Genomic DNA, 23,091 nt, shown 5'->3' with positions numbered 1-23,091 from the left:
ATTTTTTAAAATAATTAGTATTGGAGTAAAATAATTATGGAATTGATCGCATTCGTGTAGTTCATCCAAGGCTTTCCCCTATGCAGCCGCAGGTACTCACTACACCATTCGTGGGCGAACTATTGACGAGCTTGCTTCAACTCTGCTGCATTATTTTACACAACCAATAGTGTACTAAATATCTACCTTGCTGTCAATTTATTTACCGATATTTTTCTGATACTTCGTCCTTAGCATACTTATTGAAGTTTTGCGATAAAGTCCAGGGTAGCTTGGGCACTTTGCCGCCCCACTTTTTCAATAAACTCTTCAAAAGTTACATTGGCATCATGGTTAGCGGTATCTGAGATGGCCCGGATAATGACAAAAGGAATCTTAAAACGATAAGCCACTTGGCCAATCGCCGTGCCTTCCATCTCAGTACACATGGCTCCGGGGAAGTGCTCTTGAATCCAAGCCACCTTGTCTTGGCTAGCAATAAAGGAATCTCCAGAAACAATCGGGCCAATTTTAATGTTAGCTTGGCTAGCATGTTCCGAGTAATACTGGTAAAAAGCTGAACGCCATTGAGGGTCGGTTGGATAGTTAACCGGCATCCCGTCCACTTGGCCTAAGACATTATCAAATGCAGTCGCATCGACATCGTTATAGATGGCATATTCCGCCAAGACAATGTCTCCAATCTTTAAACTAGGATCAATAGCTCCAGCTGAACCGGTATTAATAATCACATCTGGATCTTCCAGAGCAACGACAGTCGTCGCCAAGGCCGCATTGACTTTGCCGACCCCAGATTGGGCGATCACCAAGTCCTTGCCTTGGTAGCTACCTAGCCAATAGGCCATATCGGCGATTGTCTTTTCTTCTAAATGGTCAATAGTTTCAATATAATAATTCACTTCCCGACTCAAGGCCGCGATAATAGCAATTTTCATTCTTCTCTCCTATACAAAAAATGCGATAGCGGTAACGATAATGATGGCTAAAATTAAAATAACGATACCCCAATTAAGGAAGCGATCAATCGAAGGCCGCTGATTAGCTTTTCTTACGCCTTCACTTTGATCCATTTCATCAAGGTCTGCTGATTGGCTCGCTGCTTTAGTCGCTTCCAGGTCTGCGTCGTTCTCTTGGCTGGCTGCAGAAACTTCCTCATTCTCATGATCACTGGCTGCTTCAGATTGATTGGCTGAGGAAGTTGGGCGAGATTCATTATCCACATCATCCTGATCATCAAACTCGTCCTCTTGTTTGAAGAGGCGCCGCCAGATATTCTTGCGGTTGTTCTTTTCCCGGGCCTTCCGATAAGAGCGTCGGGTAATTAAAGGATCCTTTTGCTTCATAATGATTACTTCGTTTCACCTCGTAATTTGATAATCTCCCATTGTTTGACAGCATAAATGGTCTTCATGTCACAGATATCTCCTTTTTCAATAGCCGCTTGTACTTCTTCGAAACTCAATTGAAAAACTTCAATGTGTTCATCCGCGTCTTGGGCTTTAGGATGAGCGACCTTAGCCAAGCTAGAGGCTTGATAAATTTGAAGATATTCATCTAAGTAACCCGGTGAGACATAAAATTTATCTAAGGCTTGCCAATTTTCAGCTTGAAAGGCGGTCTCCTCTTCGAGTTCACGCTTGGCAGCAGTTAAAAGGTCTTCTCCGGGATCGACTAAGCCAGCTGGAATTTCTAAAATAGCCTTTTCGATAGCTTTACGGTATTGCTTGACCAGTAATAATTTATCATTGTTGAGGGCTAAAATTGCCACTGCGGGGGCATGGTGGATGATTTCGCGATTGGCTTTTTCTTTATTTTGTAGTTCCACCACATGCTTTTCAACTTCAATCAAACTTCCTTGGTAAATGGTTTCTTTATTGAGTGTTTTTTCACCGAATTCCATGAGGCTACCCCTTTTCTTTGAAATTAAATTCTTTTTTATTGTAACAAAAATCTCTTAGAATAGGTCAAGCTCTCTTATTCTTAAGCAGAACTTACATATTATTTGTTAAAAGCGTCTTTTTCAACTAGAATATAAACAGACAAAAATAAAGGAGGTAATCACTATGGGTTGGATTTGGTCCCTCATCGTTGGTGGTGTACTTGGTGCAATCGCTGGTGCCATCATTGGTAGAGACGTACCCGGTGGTGTAATTGGAAATGTAATCGCAGGTATTCTCGGTTCCTGGCTAGGTGGAAAATTAATGTCTGGCTTCGGTCCAGAAATCGGTGGTTTTTACATTATCCCTACCCTACTAGGTGCTATTATTATTTTGCTCATCTATTACTGGCTGGCTAAGAAGCTAGGCTAATTAATTATCAATTAAAAAAGGCCCTGACTCACTTGATTTGGAAGAATCAGCGAGTCAGGGCCTTTCTCTATTTTCTTAATGGCTACTATTTATCAGCGCTTAAAGCCGCCATAGTGACATAGTTATAAGGTTGGTTATAGTGAGGTAAGAAGAAGATATCCAGGAGTTGTAATTTATCCATGGTTAATTCTTCTTGGATGGCTAAGGAGAACATGTGGATTAATTGGTGCATATCGTAATGAGAAGCTAATTGGGCACCTACGATCCGGTTGCCTTCTTCAGTATAGACAATCCGAATTTTTACCTTTTCATTCTTTTCTTCTGGCATAAAGCCTGGTAATTGTAAGTCTTCATAGTCAACATATTTCACTGGAATATCGGCTTTTTTTGCAGCCTTAACGCTTAAACCGGTGGAAACTAATTTCAAGTCAAAGATTTCAATACCGTTAGAGCCTTGAACACCAGCGCCGTCAATGGCAGTCCCTGCGGCATTGTGGGCACCAACGATCCCGGCACGAACCGCATTACTTGCTAAAGCAATATAGGTGGTATCTTGCAAAGCATTGGAATAGTTAGTGGCACAGTCGCCCACAGCATAAACATCAGGATCCGAGGTTTGGAAACCACGGTTAACTAAATAAGCGCCATTGCCGAAACGTTCCAAGTGGTCTTCACCAAGGTTTGAATTAGGTCTAAAGCCGATACAGTTAATCACAGCATCCACTTCATATTGGCCTTTGTCGGTTTTTAGTCCAGTGACCCGTCCATTTTCACCTAAATACTCTTGGGCGAATTCACCGTAATGGGTCTCAATCCCGTTTTCTTTTAGGTTCTCATCCATTAATTGGGAGAACTCTTTGTCATAGTAGGAAGCCAAACAGGTATCTTCAGCATCGAATAATAATACATTCTTTCCACGACGTCTTGCTGCTTCGGCAATTTCTACCCCAATATAACCGGCACCAATAACGGCTACGGTATCTACGCCGTCCTTGCTGAGTTCTTGGTCAACCGCTTGTCCTTCTTGGAAGAGTTTTAAGAAGTGGATCCCGTCTAAGTCTTTACCTGGCAAGTTAGGAGCAATTGGCGCAGAGCCTTCCGCAAGAATTAACTTGTCATAAGATTCTTCAATTTCTTGCCCGTCTTTTGTTTTGGCATAAACGACTTTCTTATCAAAATCAACCTTTTCCACATTGGTTTCCAAAGAAATTTTAGCACCTTTGGCTTCAAAATCTTCTGGTTTAGTATAGAACAGTCCTTCATAGCCATCGATTTGACGACCTACCCATAGAGCAGTCCCACAACCTAAGTAACTTAAGTTTGAGTTACGGTCAAGCATGACTAATTCATTGCCTTCTCCATAATTGTCTAAGATCGTATTTGCCGCTGCAATCCCAGCATGGTTTGTACCAACAATTACAAATTTCATTTCGCTACCTCCTAAATTTTGTACTATTTTTTACATGTTTATTATATCACGAAGTCATGTAAGCGCTATTTATATTGGTGAATTAGCGTAAAATCAGGGCAAAAAGACACAATTTGTATTTATTTTCACTAACTAGATACAATTATTGTTTATTTTATAACTAAATTAGCTTTTCACTTTCCTTTTTTGTTTTTATTTAGCCTTGTTTTATAAATTAGCCAAACAAAAAAGCTACCCCAATCAGGATAGTAATCTGATTGAAATAGCTTATTCGTTTATTGAACATTCACGGCTTGAGGGCCTCTTTGTCCCCAAGCAATTTCAAAAGCTAGAAGATCATTGACCAGCACTTTGTCATAGTCAGCTGCCTGTAAGGCGGTTCGATGAATAAAAACATCTTTTTCAAAATAAGGATGGAGGACTTGGATAAAACCATAGCCACGTTTTTCATCGTATGATTTTAGAATTCCTTGGTACATGACTAATCTTCCTCTTTGACTAGTGCTTCAGGGAAGTAATTAAGAACGATATCAGCACAACGTTGGCAAAGATTCTCTGCACCTTCAACACTACCTACTGAAGGATAGACGCCCCGGCAACGGTCACATACCTTACCCTCAGCCGGAACAATGGCAATGGCATAGTCCTCGTAATCCGCGGCTTGGTCATCTGCTTCTTGATAGTCTTTAATTTCTAACTGGGAAACAATCAGATAAGTTTTTAGGTCATCCCCAATGCTTTCCAAGAATTGGCGACTATCTTCCTTAGCATAAACAATGACCTTGGCTTCTAAAGACTTACCGATCACTTTTTCGTTACGGGCGCTTTCTAGGCTATGGTTAACATCATCTCTAAAGTTAAAGAATTTTTCCCATTTTGCCTTTAAATCTTCAGCATTACTATAGTCTTCCACTTGAGGGAAGTCTGCTAATTGGACATAGTCCTCAGCTTCATCCATGTAGGACCAAATTTCTTCCGTGGTGTGAGGAATAATTGGTGTCAGTAAAATAGTCATTTTCTTCAATACTTCGTACATTACCGTTTGCATGTTGCGACGTTTAGGATCATCGGCCAAGAGAATATAAGTAACATCCTTGGAATAATCCAAATAGAAACTAGACATGACTTGAGTAAGGAAATTAATGATTTCTTGATAAATACTGTTGAAATCATAGTGATTGTAGTAGTCAATGACATGGTCGACTAATTCATTAAGTAGGACCAAGATATATTGGTCAATACTATCAAGATCGTCGAAAGCGACATAATTTTCTTTGGCATCGAAATCAAAGAGATTGCCTAGGGTAAAGCGCAAGGTATTCCGAATCTTCCGGTAGGACTCAGCCACTTGACCCAGAATATCATCAGAAATGCGGACATCATAGCGGGAATCTACTGAAGCCACCCAGAGGCGCAAAATATCTGCCCCACGTTGGTCACAGACATCATTAGGCGACACGGTGTTTCCTAATGACTTACTCATTTTTCGTCCTTCCCCATCGTTAACAAAACCTTGGGAAACAACTTCCTTATAAGGGGCATGATCATTAACGGCAACAGAGGTTAAGAGACTAGAGTTAAACCAACCACGGTATTGGTCAGACCCTTCCAGATACATGTCTGCTGGATAGGAAAGTTCATCTCGAGTTTGTAAAACCCCAGCCCATGATGAGCCTGAGTCAAACCAAACGTCCATAATGTCATTTTCCTTGGTGAATTCCCCATTTGGTGAGTGTTCATTTTGGTAGCCTTCAGGAAGTAAGTCTTTTGCTTCTTTTTCAAACCAAATATTTGACCCATGTTCTTCGAAGAGTTTGGCCACATGGTCAATGGTTTCTTCGCTAATGATTGGTGTGCCGTCTTCTGCATAGAAAATGGGTAGCGGAACGCCCCAGACTCTTTGTCTAGAAATGACCCAGTCACCCCGGTCGCGAATCATGTTATAGATCCGGTGTTGACCAGAAGGATGCCACCAAGTCACTTCATTATTGATAACATCTAAGGTTTTTTCGCGGATTTTGTCTACTGAACAGAACCATTGAGGGAGGGCTCTAAAAATAACTGGTTTCTTGGTCCGCCAGTCATGGGGATAACTATGGACAAAGTATTCTACCTTTAATAAAGTGCCATTCTTAGTCATTTTATCAATGACTAAGTCATTCCCTTCTTCGTAGAAGATCCCCTCTAAGCCTTCTGCTTCTTCAGTAAAGCAGCCTTGGTCATCCACAGGGGATAAGACATCTAAGCCATATTTAACCCCGACATAGTAGTCATCCTCCCCATGTCCAGGTGCCGTATGAACTAAACCAGTACCTGATTCAGTGGTCACATGGTCTCCCAGGATGAGTAGTAATTCACGGTCATAGAAGGGATGGTTGGCCTTCATCAATTCCAGGTCTTGGCCTAAGACTCTATCTTCCACTTGATAATCGGTCCATTCGAATTTTTCTGCTAAACTTTCTAGTAGTTCGCTAGCAACGACATAGTGATGACCGTTGACCGCCACTAAACTGTATTCGATTTGTGGGTGAACTGCAATAGCTTCACTAGCAGGCAGGGTCCATGGTGTGGTGGTCCAGATAATAAATTCAGTATCCTCTGGTAATTTGCCCTTAGTATCCTTGGCCTTGAAGGCAGCATAGATACTTGGGGTTTCCACGTCCTTATATTCAATTTCTGCCTCAGCTAAGGTCGATTCACTTGAAGGTGACCAATAGACCGGTTTATTTCCCCGATAAATTAAGCCCTTCTTAGCCATTTCACCAAAAACACGAATTTCTTGGGCTTCAAACTTTTTAGTATAGGTAATATATGGATCTTCCCAATCACCTTGTCCCCCTAGTCGTTTAAAGTCTTGGCGTTGACTATCGATTTGTTGGCTCGCGTAATCTTGACAGATCTGACGAAATTCAGCTGTCGACAATGACTTACGGTCTACCCCTGAATTAGTCACTGCTTGTTCAATCGGTAGACCATGGGTATCCCAACCCGGCACATAGGGGCTGTAGTAGCCCTGCATGCTTTTAGAACGGATAATGATGTCCTTGGTAATCTTATTTAAAGCATGACCAATATGAATATTCCCATTAGCATAGGGAGGGCCATCATGGAGAACAAAGGGTTGATTGTTCTTATTTTGAGTCAAACGTCTTTCATAAACCTGATTTTCTTCCCATTCTTTCTGACGTTCTGGTTCTTTTTTGGGTAAATTTCCTCGCATAGGGAATTTAGTTTTCCCTAAGTTTAAAGTATCTTTCATTTTCATATATCAATTGCTTCCTCTCATTAAAATAAAAAACACACCGTCCAAAGGGACGATGTGTGCTCGTGGTACCACCCAATTTTACAGATAAAGTTCTGCCTTAAAGTCTTAACGCAACTAACGGCCCAGCTTACTTTACATGTTCAGCTAAACAGGTCAACAGATGATAATCTAAGGCTTTAATCATCTATCTCACACCCCACATAGACTCGCTCACACTAAAGTACCTTAAACCGTGTTCTGTTGTAAATCTTATTGCAATCAATTATACGCAAGAAAAGCTAAATTTTCAACTTCAAAATAACGCCCATTTGCTCAGTTCTAATTATCGCTATCCAGCTTCTCTGCTTCTTCATCAAATAGTTTTTGTGCCTCCTCAGGCATTTGGGCAGGTTGGTCTCCAGAAGCTTGGTCAAAAAATTCTTTTTGCGCTTGTTTATGCTTAGCCTCATCCAAAGCTTCTTGGTAGAGTTGGTCAGCTTCCTGGTTGCGTACCTGGAAGTTCTCCCCAGCTAGGACTTCATCCAATACCGGTGTCTCAACTTTTTCTTCTTCTTGATCTGCAAAGAGTTCCTGCCATTGCGGATCATCTAAAACTTCTTTTGCATTATTAATCAAGCCTTGCATTTGGAAGATGTAGTAGCGCGACATTTCCCTGAGCCGTGATTTCTCTTTAACAATGGTATTGGCTTTATCCGCTGCCGTTTGTAGGAGTTTTTGGGCTTCCGATTCAGCTTTTTGAATAATAAGATCAGCCTCATTCAAACTATCCGCGCGCACCCGATCAGCGGCTTGTTGGGCAACTACTATAGACCGATTCACTGAGGCTTCTCGTTCACGATATTCATCGAGTTGGTTATTGACATCGTATAATTCTTGTTGCAAATATTGGTTATTGGTCTCCAGATTATCCATGACCATGGAAAGCTCTTTGAGATAAGCGTCGACCTCTTTTTTATCATAACCCCGCATTTTGCTATTAAATGTTTTTTCTTTAACTTGTTTAGCTTGCATCGAAAGTAACCTCCTAGCGATTTTCTAAACGACTTAATTGTACTCGATACTTGCCCTTTTTGCTGACCTTAAGCACCTTGTCTAGGCGCAGCCGCCCATGATGCCTAAGCGATAAAACATCTCCTTCAGACACTGTTTGAGCACTATTGGTTAAGGGCATCCAATTGTATTTCACTAAGCCTGCTTCAATGGCTGATTTTACCTTTGATCGCGATAAGTTAAAGCTCTCGCTTAAAACCAAGTCCATGCGAAAGGAGGCTAGTGATCTTTCCAAAGGCTGCCAAGGGTCTTCCACTTGGATCCGATCAGCAAAATCGATGGCTTCTAATTTAACACTGACTTTTCCAACACGTTGAATCTGACTGTTTACAAAGTCAGTGAGAGAAGCGTCAATAAAAAATTGCCAGTCCAGGTCAGAGTGAATGATATCGCCAATTCGATTTCTTTGTAAACCTTCTCCCAGCAAAGTTCCTAAGACTTGGCGATGTTCAATATGGTTGAACTTGGCGGCATAATTAATCTGAATCAAGCTAATGTTAAAATCACTGTCATTGACCTCCTCATAGCGAGGGGCAATGATCATCCGACGCATTTCAGCTTGAGGATAACCGCCAAAATCTTTAACCTGTAGGTCTTCATCCTTACCAATGATGGAATAGACAATGGCCTGCTCTCTAGGATCTAAAAAGTGGCTTAAAAAAGGTTGAAAAGATACAGACACCCGGTTTTTCCAATTAATCACCTGGTCAACAAAATCCGCCTCACTCGGCAAGAAATGCATCAAAGTTGAATCGGTCATCTCAAATAACAGTCCTTCTAGCGTAAAACATTTAAACCACTAATGGCTAGTTCTAAGACTAAGATGGCTACAATAGGGCTAAAACTAATGCCGCCGATCGGTGGGATTATCCGTTCGAACCAGTCAATATAGGGTCTGACGATCCGATCCAATAATTGGCCCAAACGACTCTGTCTAGCACCGGGCAACCAGGATAAAAGTGCCCAAACGATGATAACAGAAATATAAATTTGTAATATATTTTGAATAAAACTAATCATTAACATTCCTACCTTTTTGGCTAGTCTTTGAAGAAATCTGACCCTACTCGAATAAAGCTGGCCCCTTCTTTAATGGCAAGTGGATAGTCTTGACTCATTCCCATGCTAAGCTCGGTGCAAGGAGCGTGAATCCATTGTTGGTCAGCAACTTGGTCACGCAAGCTTGCCAATTGTCTAAAAATTTCTTGAACTTCTGAGTCACTGGCAGCACTCGGAGCCATGGTCATCAGACCCACTACCCTGATTTTCTTAAATTCAGCTAATTGTTCGATGAAGGGAAGAGTTTCTTCCTTGGTTAGACCATGTTTGGAAGTCTCTCCGGAGATATTCACTTCAACAAAACATTTAATCTCTTTAGTCGCCCGCTTATCAATCTCTTTAGCTATCTTTATACGGTCTAAGGCATGGTAATAGTCGATTTCATTAATAACCTCTTTGACCTTCCGTGACTGCAAGGGACCGATTAAATGCCAAATCACATCATCTGGCATAGCTGCTTTTTTAGCTAATAAGCCTTGGACATAATTTTCTGCAAAGTGGCGGATGCCACAGTGGTATACTGCCATGGCCTCTTCAGAACTATGATATTTAGAAACGCAAATCAGCGTGACCTTGTTTGAAGAACACGCTGATTGCTTAGTATCCTCTATGATACCTTCAATTTGTTTAACATTCGCTTGAATCGTCATGATCTTAACGACGACGCTTTCTAAAGAATGGTGGTGTATCTAACTCATCATCTTCACTAACGTTATCAGTAAAGCGGTTGTCTTGTTGGTAGCGTGGGTCTTGGCCACCATAATTACGTCCTGAATCATTCCAAGGCTCTTGGCTTACTTGCCCTTGGCGGTTTTGGAAGGCTTGATTATTTGGAACTTGTTTTTCTTCAAAGTATTCGGGACGATTACCTAAATTTCTGGCTTGTCCTTGATTTTGAAAGGCTTGGTCTTGATAGTTTGGTGTTGCTTGGCTAACGGGACGTTGCTTTTTTGCCTTACGTTGTTTTTCTTGGCGACGTTCAGGATCAATCCCGGTAGCAATAACGGTTACCACCACTTCGTCATCTAAACGATCATTGATAGTGGTACCAAAAATGATGTTCACTTCGCTAGAAGAAGCCGCACCAACGATTTCAGCAGCGTCTTGGGCTTCAAATAAGGTTAGGTCTTCCCCACCGGAAATATTCAAGAGAATTTGTTCAGCCCCATCAATGGATACTTCCAATAATGGTGAAGAAATGGCCTTCTTGGTTGCTTCAGCCGTACGGTTTTCCCCGCTTGCTGTACCAATACCCATTAAGGCTGTTCCTTGGTCTTGCATCACGGTACGCACGTCAGCAAAGTCCAAGTTCACATAGCCGGGTGAGGTAATCAAGTCAGAAATTCCTTGAACCCCTTGGCGTAAGACATTGTCCGCTTCACCAAAGGCTTCCCGCATTGGGGTTTTCTTATCAACAATTTCTAATAAACGGTTGTTAGAAATGGTCACTAAGGTATCCACATATTCCTTCATGTTGGCAATACCTTCTGCTGCTGCACGACCACGTTTAGGGCCTTCAAAAGTGAATGGGCGGGTAACTACCCCAACGGTTAAGGCACCTAAGTCTTCCTTAGCAATACGAGCAACAATTGGAGCAGCACCGGTACCAGTACCACCACCCATACCAGCGGTAATAAAGATTAAATCAGCGCCTTCTAGTGCTTCGCGAATTTGGTCTTCACTTTCTTCAGCGGCTTTTTGCCCTACTTCTGGTTGGGCCCCAGCACCAAGACCACGGGTCACTTTAGGACCTAAGTGAATCTTTGCATCTGCTTTAGAGTTAGCCAAGGCTTGGGTATCAGTATTAGCAACAATAAATTCAACACCCTTAACACCTTCATCGATCATGCGGTTAACAGCATTGTTACCCCCACCACCAACACCAATGACCTTGATGTTAGCATTATTGTTGTATTCTGCAGTATTATCAAATTCTAAATCCATAGTTAATCCTCCTATTTATAAGCAATTCCCTCTTAACTAAACATATCATCAAAAACTTGACGTATTTTTTGTAAGAACCCTTCATCTTCTTGGTTGTCATCTTGATACTCTTGACCAGCATCTTCAGCTGTTGCATAAACATCACGCTCATCATTCGTTACAGAATCCTTATAAGTTGGTTCATCCACAACTGCCTCTTGATGAAGGGCTTGATTGGAAGCTTGATAACTTGGTTTACTTTGATTACTGTTTACAGAATGGGTCTTTCCTTGAGCAACATGATAAATATCTGGTAGCTTAGCTGCGTAAGCCACAACGCCATATGCTGTTGTAAAGCTTGGATTTCTTAGGCCAACTTGTTCAGGAATATAGAACCTAACATCCGTCCCAAACATTTCCTCAGCCAAATCAACTAAACCTGGTAAGGAAGCGGCTCCTCCGGTAATCACAACTCCTCCAGGAAGTTCAAAGGCTTCCACTTGGTCTAGGGCTTTCTTTAGCGTTTCAAATATTTGTTGTAAACGTGCTTCAATAATTTCTGCAAGATACTGTTCATCAATACGAACAGGGTCTTTTTTCCCGATCGTTTCAACTGGGAAATATTCATCAGGACTGGTAACGTCTGATTTTGCGTAGCCATATTCTAATTTAATACGTTCAGCATTTTCTAAAGTCGTATTGAGTATGGTGGAAATATCTTTTGAAACATATTCTCCACCTTCTTGATCAACATAAGAGAATTTTAATTGACCTTCATGAATCACACTGGCTGTAGATTGCCCGCCACCCATGTCGATGATAATGGTTCCAAAATCGCGTTCATCTTCAGATAAAGCCACTTGACCATTGGCCAAGGGTTGAACAACTAGGTCATCAACAATAAGACCAGCTTTATCGACACAACGTTTAATATTGTGAATGATGGTTTTGGGACCGGTAATCATGCTGGCGTATAATTCTAAACGTACGCCAATCATACCACGTGGGTCGCGAATGCCATCAAAACCATCAACGATAAATTCTTCTGGCACAACTGAAATAATTTCTCTCTCTGGGGGTACAGCTCTTACTTTAGCTGCTGATAAGACATTGTAGACGTCCTTGTCGGTGATTTCTCGATTTTCTCCTGAAACGGCAATCATTCCGTAACAAGGTTCAATATTAATTTGATTACTTGGAACGCCGACAACCACTCGATCAATTTGTATGTTAGCTTTCTGTTCGGCTTGGTTTACTGCACTTCTAATCGCTTCGACGGTTTTATCAATATCAACAATCACTCCTCGGCTTAGGCCTTCAGAGCGTTGACTACCAACACCGATAATATTTAAACGTTGATTAACATTTTCGGCAACAACGACTTTGACGGAAGTGGTTCCAATGTCTAATCCTACATATGTTTTGGGTTGAACCATATGATTGAAACCTCCTATTTAATTCTATAAGTATTAGATATGACTATATCGCAATTAATTTTAACATAAATCCTATTAAGACGAAACGAATTTGTTAGTAATCGCCTTTTTACTTCTACCACTTGGACAATAAATAGGACTATTAATTGTTTTTAATCATTGTATAAGAGACAAGTCCTTTTTTTCAATCCAATTTAATAGATAAATTCTAAGAATTGCTTGCCCTAGCCTGAGTCACTGTTGATGACTGCTGGCTCGAATTAGTGCCGGGTCCAGGGTTGGAGTGACTACTCGTTTGCCTTTGTGAAGAAGTCCCTTCCTGACTTGCTCCGCTTTGCTCTCCTCTTGACTTAGGTTTATCTCCTGGCTTAGACTCGCTGCTATACTTATCAGCCTTTGCCTTCTTTTCTTTAGACTTTTCCTTTGCCTGGTCCACTTTTTCTTGGTAGGAAGCCTTTTCCTCCGGACTCACAAAAGGATCGTTCAGAGGATTTTTTTCTTGGAAATAGCTCCCTACTTCCATGTTAATTACCCCGGTTTTTCCTTCTAATTCACTAACGATTTGGTCATAGTACTGCATCCGGTCAGCAATACTATCGATAAAACCTACCACTATATTGCCATCTTCCATTTTTAAAGCGATGTGGTTAGGGTAATTATCATCGCTAATATTCACAACCTCATTAATCTTAGCCAGTAAGTCATCAGACAATTTGGAAAGTTGGTTGGCCAAGTGAAGAAGTTCTTGGTCTTCAAAACCAGTAAAGAGGGGAATATCCTGATCAAGATAAGGAATAGCCCCATCAAGAATAATATGATTTTCCAAAACGGGATAATAAAAATCTTGTTTTTTCACATAGCCAATGGCACGGAATTCTTGGACATTAACTTCGACCGTTCGATTTCCCTTAGCATTCAGCTGAACACTGCGGACACTGGGAAATAAATGTTTTAAGCGGTTATCAACAATCCCAGTCTTAGATTCAATTCCTAGATAGGTCATATTTTCCCGCAAGCCCGATCCATAGAGAATTTGCTCTTGGGGGACAATATTATTTCCACTTACTTCAATTGCAGCGATACGGTTAAGTGGTGAAAGCCAAAAAATACTAAAACTAATCATAAAAAGGAAAGCAGCAGCTAAAATCAATCGTGACCATGAGACTGATTTTAACTGCACTTTTTTGTTCTTTGACCGGGATAAATAGGTCCAATTGATATACTTTCTATGATTAAAAATCTTTTTCTGCTTTTGCTCTTGATCCTTAGCGGAATCATCGCTCTTTGGCTCTTCTTCATTTGTCAGGCCTTGTTGCTTATCTTTTTGTCTTAAGCTTTCTTGTGGATGCGCTTGACTTAGTCCAGGGTCATCACTGGATTCATCGGCTTGCCCTTCACTTAAAGCAAATTCTTCCTGCTTCTCGGCCTCTTGACGCCTTTGACGAAAGCGTCGGGCTTCCTTATCCCAATCAACCATAATAACCTCCTTTAAAGCAGATCTTTAATGACTTGAATAATCCGATCACTAGCATCCGGTACGCCTAAGTTTTTCGCTTGGTGACTCATTTGGATGCGCTTTCCTGGATTGGTCATTAGTTCATCAATGGTTTGCAGTAAACGTTTAGGGCTGAGGTCTTTTTCTAGGATCATTTTGGCAGCTTGATTGTTGACCAAGCTTTCAGCGTTATGCTGTTGGTGGTTATTGGTTACATTAGGACTAGGGATCAAGATACTTGGTGTACCGACTGCCGTCAATTCGGTGAGCGTCGTTGCTCCACTCCGACAAACAACTAAGTCTACCTTACGCATAAGTTCAGGCATATTATTGATATACGGCAGGATTCTAACATTGGAAAAGTTCTCCATATTAGGAAAACGAGCCTGCCAATCCTCATAATAAATATCTCCTGTAGCAATGATACTTTGATAGGAACGGTGCTGTAGTTCACCCACCATGTCCAAAACAACTTCATTGATCCGTTGTGCTCCTCGGCTTCCTCCAAAGATTAGTACTGTAGGCAGGTCATTATCTAATTGAAAGCTTCCTAAATCAACTTGCGAACTATCTCCAGCTAATTCTTGGGCCCTAGGGTTTCCCGTAAAGACTACCTTATTTTTGTGATGTTTAAAATCTTGCTTGACCTCAGAATAGCAAATACAAATTTTATCAACATAGCGACTGAGAAACTTATTGGTAACCCCAGCCACACTATTTTGTTCATGAATAATCGTTGGAATTTTCATTTTAGCGGCTTGGTAAAGGACTGGAGCACAAACATAGCCCCCGGTTCCAATCACCACATCTGGTTGGAAAGCTTTTAAATATTTTTTACATTGATGAATACTTTTGACCATGTATGCTAGGGTGCGCACATTGTCAAAGGAAAGTGAGCGTTTTAGCCCTTGGATTCTAATCGTCTGAAATTCAATGCCCAAATCAGGAACAATTCTCCCCTCAAGACCCTTTTCCGTTCCAATATAGAGGAATTCTGCTTGGGGATATTGCTTTAGAATTTCTTTCCTCAGTGCTAGGGCTGGATAAATATGTCCGCCTGTACCACCACCAGATAAAACGATTCGCATAGTAAAACTCCTTTTTAGCTTTCCTGTTTCTTTAATTCTGCTACTGCATCGATAAAGCGTTGACCACGCACTTCAAAATTAGGGTATTGGTCCCAAGAAGCACAGGCAGGAGATAAAAGAATCACGTCTCCTGGCTGACTTAAACGATAAGCGGCTTGGGTCGCTTCTTCAATATTTCTAGCGACACTCATTTGAGAAATTCCTGCCTTATTAGCGAGATCGATAAATTTTTCCTGGGTTTCTCCCATAGCTACTAGGGCATGCACCTGACCCAGTTCTTTTAATAGCTCGTCTACACCATTTCCCCTATCCAAGCCACCTGCTATCCATACTAAGGGCTCTTTAAAACTGCGTAAGGCTGTGATGCTAGCTTCATTGTTGGTCGCCTTGGAATCATTATAAAAGCGCCGTCCATTGATTTGATCAACAAATTGAATCCGGTGCTTGACCCCATGGAATTGTGAACAAGCTGCTTGGATACTTCCATTGCTTACGCCTAATAATTTAGCGATGGCCAGAGCGACTAAGGCATTCTGAACGTTATGTTTACCAGGTAAGAAAAGATCTTCTCGTTTTAAGACCATCTCATTCCCCCACATAAGGGTGCCTTCTTTTTCATTATACCATGCCCCTTTTTCCAACTCACTTTCTATAGAAATCGGAATCACTTGGGCAGCACTTTCCTTAGCCTTTTGCCAAAGGATTTCTTGGTCATAGTTTAATAGTAAGTAATCGTCTGGCCCTTGGTTCTTAGTAATCCGCCATTTGGCAGCGAGGTAATTCTCAATGCTTCCATGATAGTCTAAGTGGGTGGGGTAAAGGTCAATAATGGCTGCAATATGGGGACGAAATGTTTCAATTCCCATTAATTGGAAACTGGACAATTCCAACACTAAACGATCTTGACTGCTTAAAGCTTGGCTGGCGGTTAGGGCCGGAATTCCTATATTACCGGCGACTTCGGTTTTTCCGGTTAATTCCTTAGCGCCTTGTAAGATCTCTCCCAATAAAGAGGTGGTGGTTGTTTTACCATTTGACCCGGTAATGCCAATGACCTCAGCTTGGTTAAACCAGGCTAGAAGTTCGATATCGGTATAAATCGGTAAATTTAAATCCTGAGCTCTTTGAACCATGGGATTGCTATAAGGAATGCCAGGATTTTTGACCATAAAAGCAAAGTCCTCGTCTAGCAGTTCAATCGGATGATAGCCAGAAATAATACGAACATTGTGCTCAATAAGATCTTGGGCGGCTTTATTTTCATCTAGGGGCTGCTTATCATTGACAGTCACAATAGCGCCCTCGGCAGCGAGTTTCTTAACCACGCTTAGACCTGTTTTGGCCAAACCAAGGACCAAAACCTTTTTATTCTTTACTGTTTGCTTACTAGATGTTTGCTCCATAATATACTCCTAAAAAATAAAAATTCCGATAACACTTAAAGCCGCAGCTATCCCCCATAAAACAAAGTCAATTTTCCATTCGCTCCAGCCTTCCATTTCAAAATGATGGTGGATGGGGGTCATTTTGAAAATGCGCTTACCAGTCTTTTTGAAATAAGTGACTTGAATCATGACACTAGCCGTTTCTACAACGTAAATAAAGCCGAAGACCAATAAGCTCCAAGGATTTCCAGTCATTAAGCTAATCACGGCAAGGCTAGCGCCAATTGCCAATGAGCCAGCGTCGCCCATAAAGACTTTAGCGGTTTTCATGTTAAAGATTAGAAAGCCAAACAAAGAAGCAATCAAGGCAACATTAAAAAGTGCTAGATCCATCTGTCCTTGTTTTAAAAATATAATGAGATAGGCAGTTAAGCTAATAATCCCATTACCACTAGCTAAACCATCGATCCCATCAGTGAGATTAAAGGCATTAGAAAAGCCAGTAATCCAAAAAACTGCAAAAATAAAGACCACTAAAAAAGATGATGTACTAAAGCCAAAAGGAAGCGGTAAGGAAAAGTTTAACCCCGAAAAATACATGGCCAGAATCAGAACGGCCGATGCCATAAGCTGGGATAGAAATTTTTGCTTCGATGTGAGACCTTCATTTTGTTTTTTGAAAATTTTCAAAAAATCATCCACAAAACCGATTCCCGCAAAGAGTATCAAGGAAAGCATTAGAATAACTAAGGGAAGAGAAAAATAAGAATTCCAAAGTTTGTGGATCGTCAAGGCCAGTAAACTAGCAAAGAGAAAAACTAAGCCTCCCATAGTGGGGGTGCCACTTTTTTGCTTGTGCCAGCTGGGACCAATAGCTAAAATTTCCTGACCAAATTGTTTAGCATGCATCCATTGGATAAAGATCGGCATTAAGATAACCGTTATTAAAAAACTCAATATAAAGGTAAATAGCATAAATGATTCTCCCGTTCTCATTATTGTAATTCTACAGTAAGCCCCTGGCCATCAGAAATTGGCCGGCCAGGCTCAATATTTTGACTGATCACTTTACCTTCACCATTCACTTTGAGATTAATTCCTAACAAACGTGCTAAGGTAATAGCTTCCGTCTTTTCTAAGCCAAGGAAGTTTGGGCATTCCACTTGCCCATTAGTTAAGAGATAAACACGATTATCTAAAGACCGTCTGGTACCCGCTTGTGGAAATTGTTCAATCACCTTATCCCCGTCACCAATGACCTCAACGTTGACAAAGCCATTTCCCTGCATGGTTTGCTGGCCACTTTGGATACTGCTGTTCACCACATTAGGTACTGCTGTTAAATGGGCTTGGTCAGATTGGTCCAACTTCCCATATTCCAGCGCCCGTTTCATAAAAGGAACAAAGATTTCTGAAAGTTGTACCTGAGCCAACTTTCCTGCTGAAGGAGATGGTTTCTTTAGGGTTAAGTATAAAATATATTGGGGATGATCGGAAGGTGCAAAACCAACAACAGAATGTAAATAATTTGATTCACCGGATAAGTAACGGCCTGCTTTTTCATCAAAAATTTCTGCTGTACCAGTCTTAACCGCCAGACGGGTACCTTCAACATCATAGATTTTACCAGTACCAGTTGGGGCATAGACGATAGACTCCAAGGCCTTTAGGGTTTTTTGAGCGGTTTCTTCAGAAATCGGTGAGGAAATCACTTCTGGTTTGACAACTTCAATACTGCCATCTTCTTTTTCAAGGCGGTCAATCACATGTAATTTCATCATCTTGCCACCGTTACCTACTGCGGTATAGGCTTGCATTAAGGCCCAAGGCGTCACTTGAATCCCTTGTCCAAAAGCGGTATTGGCCTTTTGGAGTTCTTCATCATAATTCATCGATCCCGCTATTTCATCAGAAAAACCTGAATTTGGTTTCTGAGTTAAGCCAAATTCTACCATATACTTATGCCAAGTATCATAACCCATGGCTTGAACCAATTTTACCACAAGCACGTTGGATGATTGGGATAATCCTTCTAACTGGGTAATAGTTCCCCAACCGACCTTATTCCAGTCACTAATTCTAATCCCATCAACAATAATACTCCCTGATTGGTAGGTAGCATCAGGATCAAAAACGCCTTCTTCGATAGCAGCAGCAATGGTCAAGACCTTAATAACTGACCCAGGTTCAAAAGCTTCACCAACCAAAAGATTGGTCCACATGTCTTCAATGCCTTTGCGGGTTTGCATGTTAAAAGTAGGTCGTTGGCTAGCTGCCAGAACATTCCCAGTGGAGGGCTCAACCAACATGGCTGTCATCGATTCGGGATGGTAATTGTCATAGATGTTAGACATCAAACCCTCTAGGTAGGTTTGCAAACGGGTATCGATTGTCGTATAGACATCTAAGCCATCTTTAGCTTCACCGTTAGCCGTTTCATTATCATCACTATTGGCATCATTGACAGCAACTTGGTCATGGCCAGCCTGGTAGTCTTTGATAGCATTCTTTCCTGCCAGATGGGAGTCTAAGCTCTTCTCTAAGCCTAATTGCCCCACGAGGCGACTATCTAGAGGATTTTCTGCTTCTTGAAATTGAGCATAACCAATCACATGAGAGGCAAAGATCCCCGAGGGATATAGGCGGGAAGGTTGGGGATCAAAGTGGATTCCTTGCAGGTTTTCATTTTGAATTTCTTGCATTTTTGCATAGGAAAGATTTTTCCCAGCTTGGCCAAATTCAATTTGAGTGGCATTTTCTGTGTTTAATTGTTTAAGGATATCTTCTTTTGACATATCGATATGTTTACTTAAAACTTCTGCAGTGTGCTCTTTTTGATCATCAGGAACATGAATGGGTTCGGCGCCTTCATCGGCCCAAGCAGAAGTTAAAACAGCGTATAAATTATAAGAAGTAGCATCCGTAGCTATCGCGTTACCACCAACATCATAGATGGTTCCACGTTTAGCCAATTGAATACTACTTCTTCCATATTGTTGCTGTGCACTTGCTCTTAAGTCCACCCCATCAACTTCTCCACCCAGCATGATATAAGCCAGTCTCCCCACAAAGAGGACAAAAATGAAACTAACCAAGAGCATCATGATATGCAGAAATTGTAAACGGTTTTGCTTGCTATTTTGATGTTTCATTGGTGACATTCCTTATATTTTCTTCTTCTAGCTTCAAGCCGTTGTCCTTAGCATACTGCATAACTCTTTCATAACTAGATAGTTCATTAACTTCTTGTTGGAGATTACCTTTTTCCGTTTTTAAGGCCTGGGTTTCTCTTTGCACATTTTGTAATTCTTGTCTTTTAGCATCCACTGATGAACGTGCATTAATCAGCCAAAAAATCGCCACCATTAAAAAGAGAATCATTCCTGCTGAAAGCAAAAAATCTTTTCCCGTAAAAAAAGTAGAGGTCTCCACATGGTAGCGACCATTTAAAGATTTTGCTGAATGACTATACCTGTGATCAATTTCCTCTTTAGGCAGGGCATATTGAAGTTTAGCTTTCTCTCTTTCAAGTGCTGGTGATGACACATTAACGACTCCTCTCAAATTACTCCGATACCCGTTCAATGGCACGTAACTTGGCGCTTTGTGCTCGTGAATTCTTATCTAATTCTTCCTGGCTGGGATAAATCGGTTTTTTATTTACTAGACGAAACTTAGCTTGGGGTAATTGGCTTTCCAATAAGGGTAACTGGCTAGGAAGATTATCCACAGTGCTGGCCTCTTTAAACATGACCTTAACAATTCGGTCTTCCAAGGACTGAAAGCTAATGGCAGCAATCCGCCCTTCAACCTTTATCAATTGCAAAGCCTGACTTAAGGAACTTTCAATGGCTCCCAATTCGTCATTGACTGCAATACGGATGGCTTGAAAACTGCGTTTAGCTGGGTGACCGCCCTTGCGGCGGGCTGGAGCGGGAATGGCTTCTTTGATAATTTCCACTAATTCAGCTGTCCGAGTAATAAGTGCTTTTTGGCGGTGGTTTTCAATGTTACGCGCAATGGCCTTGGCAAACTTTTCCTCACCATAGCGTTTGAGGATGCGAACTAAATCGGCGTAAGACCATTCATTAACCACTTCTTTAGCAGTCAGCGATTGACTTTGATCCATCCGCATATCTAAAGGAGCGTCCTGCTTATAGGAAAAGCCCCGCTCTCTATCATCTAATTGCGGGGAAGACACGCCTAAGTCATAAAGAATACCGTCAACTTGCTTAACCCCTCTTTGGGCAAGCTGTTCTTCTAACTGAGCAAAATTAGCATGGATCAAAGTCAGTTGCCCAGCATCAATCGCATCAGCGAAGCGGTCCTTAGCATGGTTGATGGCCTGGATATCTTGGTCAAAAGCATAAAGGCGACCCTTGGCTGATAGTTTACTTAAGAGATAGCTGGTATGACCGCCGCCTCCCAGGGTGCAATCGACATAAGAACCATCTTCTTTAACATTTAAGGCATCAACCGTTTCTTTTAAAAGAACCGTAATATGATGAAATGTTTCTGACATAGGGGCCTCCTTCTCCTAAAGACCAAAATCAAACAGGTTTTCTGCAATATCTTCAAAATTATCTGAAAGCGACTCAGCTTCTGCTATCCAGCGACCTTCATCCCAGATTTCTATCCGTTCACTGACACCAATCACGCGACAGGCCTTTTCTAAATGGGCAAAATCGATCAAGGTTTGGGGAATATTAATCCGCCCTTGCTTATCCAGTTCTACCTCTTGGGCAGCCGAGTAAAAAAAACGGGTAAAGGCCCGGGCATCCTTCTTAGCTAAGGGAAGTTGTTTTAACTTTTCCTGGACCAGGTCCCAGGTAGCTTTCGGATAACCAAAAATACAGCCATCCAAGCCCCGAGTAATTACAAAACGCTCCCCTAAATCATCGCGCAATTTAGCGGGCATAATCAGGCGACCCTTACTGTCGATATTATGTTTATATTCTCCCATTAACATAATTTTTCGCCTTTCTGTGTCCCTGGTCCGCCTAGCTTACTAAGATAATATTAGTTTACCACAATCCTCCACAATCCTCCATTATTCCCCAAATATTTTTGATTTTTTACCACATCCCCCACTTTTCTAAAAAAAGGCAGCAAAAAAGCTCAAGCAAGAAAGCAGAATTTACTTTCTAACTTGAGCTATTCACTCTAGTATTTACAAAAAAGACCTACTTGATGATAACTTGGATAAAACGGACAATTAGCATAAGCAAGTAAGAAATAGAAGTCAAAACAAAGAGACGTTTGGAAAGTTTCCTAAAGAAGCGAGCCCAGCGAAAAGTTTCCTCCTGCTTTTCCTCTTGGTACAGGCCCCAAAGACCCAGGATGCCTAAAATAATAAAATAAAGAGGAAGTAAGGAAAAATAAAAAATGGTCTCGGTTAAATAATGGAAACACAACCATAAAATAGGATGCATGACATCGATGGGCAACAAGTGAATATGACGACCATCATTTAAATACTGACGAAAATAAAGAGCTAAAAATAAAGTTAAAAATGGCATAAGATAAATAATAATTTCTGTCCATGAAAACGACATTGGCTGACCTCCTTAATGAGTAAAGTTAATAATAGTATCTCAAGCGGATTGATTGAATAAGCTGACTGGTGTCATCTCTCTCAAAATGACATCTATATACTAACCTAAAGTCAAAAAAAGCAAAAGCCCTTTCATTAAGCAGACATAATAATTAAGCTACTTGGGACTTAGCTAAGAGAAAAATAAAGTGAAAATAAAAAAAGAGATCAGAACTTATGTCCCAACCTCTCACAACAGAATCATTATTCTGCATCTTCATTATTAGACATCACGTCTTGGCCATCGTAGTATCCACAACTTGGGCAGACATGATGTGACTTACGGTATTCACCACAATTTGGACAAGTAACCATTCCTGGAACTTCCAACTTGTAATGAGTACGGCGTTTGCGTTTTCTTTGTTTTGATGTTTTACGTTTTGGTACTGCCATCTCCATTACACCTCCTAATTAGTTTAAGTTTATGATTCAGAAGTATCATCGCTCAATAGATCCTTCAACTTGGCAAAGCGAGGATCGATTTGATCCGATTCTTTTTCATTATTTTGAAATGAAGCTTCTGTCATTAAATTCCAATCGTCGCCAGATGGTAAATCTGTTGCTTCCAACTCATCAGGCGTCAATCGTTTAAGAGGGATATGTGTGATGATATTATCAACAATGGCCCTCCCCAAATCCACTGTATTATCCTCAAGTTCAATCACTAAGTTGTCCTCGTCCTGGACAAGTTCACTTTGCCAACCTGATTCAATATAGCGTTCTCGAATTGGAAACTGCATTGCCACATCTACCGGTTCAAGAGACCGTGAAGATGGGAGCGTTATAGTTAAAGCTATTTCTAATTGAGCCAATACTGTATGATCGTCGTATATCAAATACCCTTGAACCTTTACTGGTGATAAGTCGAGGACTTCTTGATTTTTATTCATTAAATCAGATTTAAGGTCCAACGTTTGATCAACCTTTAAGGGATCTTGGGCTTTTATACGGAGTTCTTGAAAAGACCATTTCATCATTGACCACCATTAAGCAACAAGAAAAATTATACCGATTTTCAATCGCTTTGTCAATGTTATTTCCTTGACAATCTTTTTCTCT

The 23,091-nt window shown here is 41.0% G+C and carries 24 protein-coding genes; 1 reads left to right on the top strand and 23 read right to left on the bottom strand.

The genetic code is table 11. From position 1 onward, the window contains the following. Window positions 1-239 precede the first annotated feature (239 nt). From CJ190_RS03075 to CJ190_RS03065, 3 genes are read right to left on the bottom strand one after another with little or no spacing between them, the layout of a single operon-like run. Entirely contained in the window at window positions 240-935 is a 696-nt protein-coding gene (locus tag CJ190_RS03075) for a 5'-methylthioadenosine/adenosylhomocysteine nucleosidase (RefSeq protein ID WP_064292323.1), read from the bottom strand. Window positions 936-944: 9 nt separating this feature from the next. After that, the gene (locus CJ190_RS03070) at window positions 945-1,343 is read right to left on the bottom strand and encodes a hypothetical protein (RefSeq protein ID WP_064292322.1); all 399 of its coding nucleotides are present in this window, start codon (window positions 1,341-1,343) and stop codon (window positions 945-947) included. A 5-nt stretch (window positions 1,344-1,348) separates the two neighbouring features. Then, window positions 1,349-1,900, bottom strand: coding sequence for an NUDIX hydrolase (locus tag CJ190_RS03065; RefSeq protein WP_064292321.1), 552 nt, complete (start codon window positions 1,898-1,900; stop codon window positions 1,349-1,351). A 163-nt stretch (window positions 1,901-2,063) separates the two neighbouring features. On the opposite strand from CJ190_RS03065, the gene CJ190_RS03060 reads away from it, so the two are divergent. After that, window positions 2,064-2,309: a GlsB/YeaQ/YmgE family stress response membrane protein gene (locus tag CJ190_RS03060; protein ID WP_013669621.1), complete on the top strand. Its 246-nt coding sequence runs from the start codon at window positions 2,064-2,066 to the stop codon at window positions 2,307-2,309. Window positions 2,310-2,394: 85 nt separating this feature from the next. Here the strand turns inward: CJ190_RS03060 and nox are convergent, their stop codons facing one another. From nox to CJ190_RS02960, 20 genes are all read right to left on the bottom strand, one after another. Further along, on the bottom strand, window positions 2,395-3,738 hold the full coding sequence (gene nox, locus CJ190_RS03055; RefSeq protein ID WP_064292320.1) for a H2O-forming NADH oxidase: 1,344 nt from the start codon (window positions 3,736-3,738) through the stop codon (window positions 2,395-2,397). Window positions 3,739-4,013: 275 nt separating this feature from the next. Continuing rightward, complete coding sequence (locus CJ190_RS03050) at window positions 4,014-4,217, bottom strand: cold-shock protein (RefSeq protein WP_064292319.1); 204 nt, start codon at window positions 4,215-4,217, stop codon at window positions 4,014-4,016. A 2-nt stretch (window positions 4,218-4,219) separates the two neighbouring features. Beyond that, window positions 4,220-7,003, bottom strand: a complete 2,784-nt coding sequence (gene ileS / locus CJ190_RS03045; RefSeq protein WP_064292318.1) for an isoleucine--tRNA ligase — start codon at window positions 7,001-7,003, stop codon at window positions 4,220-4,222. Between the two features lie 318 nt (window positions 7,004-7,321). Next, window positions 7,322-8,014, bottom strand: coding sequence for a DivIVA domain-containing protein (locus CJ190_RS03040; RefSeq protein WP_064292317.1), 693 nt, complete (start codon window positions 8,012-8,014; stop codon window positions 7,322-7,324). Between the two features lie 13 nt (window positions 8,015-8,027). After that, window positions 8,028-8,813: a YlmH family RNA-binding protein gene (locus tag CJ190_RS03035; protein ID WP_064292316.1), complete on the bottom strand. Its 786-nt coding sequence runs from the start codon at window positions 8,811-8,813 to the stop codon at window positions 8,028-8,030. A gap of 17 nt (window positions 8,814-8,830) precedes the next feature. After that, window positions 8,831-9,073 carry a YggT family protein gene (locus CJ190_RS03030; protein ID WP_082888605.1) on the bottom strand — a complete coding sequence of 81 codons (243 nt, stop codon included), beginning with the start codon at window positions 9,071-9,073 and terminating at the stop codon, window positions 8,831-8,833. A 20-nt stretch (window positions 9,074-9,093) separates the two neighbouring features. After that, window positions 9,094-9,762, bottom strand: a complete 669-nt coding sequence (locus tag CJ190_RS03025; protein WP_064292314.1) for a YggS family pyridoxal phosphate-dependent enzyme — start codon at window positions 9,760-9,762, stop codon at window positions 9,094-9,096. Between the two features lie 4 nt (window positions 9,763-9,766). Then, entirely contained in the window at window positions 9,767-11,056 is a 1,290-nt protein-coding gene (gene ftsZ, locus CJ190_RS03020; RefSeq protein WP_064292313.1) for a cell division protein FtsZ, read from the bottom strand. 32 nt (window positions 11,057-11,088) lie between these two features. Then, the gene (gene ftsA, locus CJ190_RS03015; protein ID WP_064292312.1) at window positions 11,089-12,471 is read right to left on the bottom strand and encodes a cell division protein FtsA; all 1,383 of its coding nucleotides are present in this window, start codon (window positions 12,469-12,471) and stop codon (window positions 11,089-11,091) included. 208 nt (window positions 12,472-12,679) lie between these two features. Then, window positions 12,680-13,948 carry a cell division protein FtsQ/DivIB gene (locus tag CJ190_RS03010; RefSeq protein WP_064292311.1) on the bottom strand — a complete coding sequence of 423 codons (1,269 nt, stop codon included), beginning with the start codon at window positions 13,946-13,948 and terminating at the stop codon, window positions 12,680-12,682. A gap of 11 nt (window positions 13,949-13,959) precedes the next feature. Beyond that, the gene (gene murG / locus CJ190_RS03005) at window positions 13,960-15,054 is read right to left on the bottom strand and encodes an undecaprenyldiphospho-muramoylpentapeptide beta-N-acetylglucosaminyltransferase (protein ID WP_064292310.1); all 1,095 of its coding nucleotides are present in this window, start codon (window positions 15,052-15,054) and stop codon (window positions 13,960-13,962) included. A 14-nt stretch (window positions 15,055-15,068) separates the two neighbouring features. Continuing rightward, complete coding sequence (gene murD, locus CJ190_RS03000; RefSeq protein ID WP_064292309.1) at window positions 15,069-16,457, bottom strand: UDP-N-acetylmuramoyl-L-alanine--D-glutamate ligase; 1,389 nt, start codon at window positions 16,455-16,457, stop codon at window positions 15,069-15,071. 9 nt (window positions 16,458-16,466) lie between these two features. Continuing rightward, window positions 16,467-17,414 (bottom strand): phospho-N-acetylmuramoyl-pentapeptide-transferase, encoded by a 948-nt coding sequence (gene mraY / locus CJ190_RS02995; RefSeq protein WP_064292308.1) that lies wholly within the window; start codon window positions 17,412-17,414, stop codon window positions 16,467-16,469. Window positions 17,415-17,434: 20 nt separating this feature from the next. Further along, entirely contained in the window at window positions 17,435-19,591 is a 2,157-nt protein-coding gene (locus CJ190_RS02990) for a penicillin-binding protein (protein ID WP_082888604.1), read from the bottom strand. Beyond that, complete coding sequence (ftsL, locus tag CJ190_RS02985) at window positions 19,575-19,985, bottom strand: cell division protein FtsL (RefSeq protein ID WP_064292306.1); 411 nt, start codon at window positions 19,983-19,985, stop codon at window positions 19,575-19,577. Before ftsL ends, CJ190_RS02990 begins: the two co-directional genes overlap by 17 nt. Before the next feature lie 19 nt (window positions 19,986-20,004). Further along, window positions 20,005-20,961 (bottom strand): 16S rRNA (cytosine(1402)-N(4))-methyltransferase RsmH, encoded by a 957-nt coding sequence (gene rsmH / locus CJ190_RS02980; RefSeq protein WP_064292305.1) that lies wholly within the window; start codon window positions 20,959-20,961, stop codon window positions 20,005-20,007. A 15-nt stretch (window positions 20,962-20,976) separates the two neighbouring features. Next, the gene (mraZ, locus tag CJ190_RS02975; RefSeq protein ID WP_064292304.1) at window positions 20,977-21,408 is read right to left on the bottom strand and encodes a division/cell wall cluster transcriptional repressor MraZ; all 432 of its coding nucleotides are present in this window, start codon (window positions 21,406-21,408) and stop codon (window positions 20,977-20,979) included. 214 nt (window positions 21,409-21,622) lie between these two features. Further along, window positions 21,623-21,994: a DUF3397 domain-containing protein gene (locus CJ190_RS02970; RefSeq protein WP_064292303.1), complete on the bottom strand. Its 372-nt coding sequence runs from the start codon at window positions 21,992-21,994 to the stop codon at window positions 21,623-21,625. A 242-nt stretch (window positions 21,995-22,236) separates the two neighbouring features. Next, entirely contained in the window at window positions 22,237-22,425 is a 189-nt protein-coding gene (gene rpmF / locus CJ190_RS02965) for a 50S ribosomal protein L32 (RefSeq protein WP_081456691.1), read from the bottom strand. A 29-nt stretch (window positions 22,426-22,454) separates the two neighbouring features. Continuing rightward, complete coding sequence (locus CJ190_RS02960; protein ID WP_064292302.1) at window positions 22,455-23,006, bottom strand: YceD family protein; 552 nt, start codon at window positions 23,004-23,006, stop codon at window positions 22,455-22,457. Window positions 23,007-23,091 lie beyond the last annotated feature (85 nt).

It is taken from the genome of Aerococcus loyolae, from assembly GCF_002871915.2.
Taxonomy (GTDB): Bacteria; Bacillota; Bacilli; order Lactobacillales; family Aerococcaceae; genus Aerococcus; species Aerococcus loyolae.
This window is presented reverse-complemented; position numbering and strand designations above follow the sequence as displayed.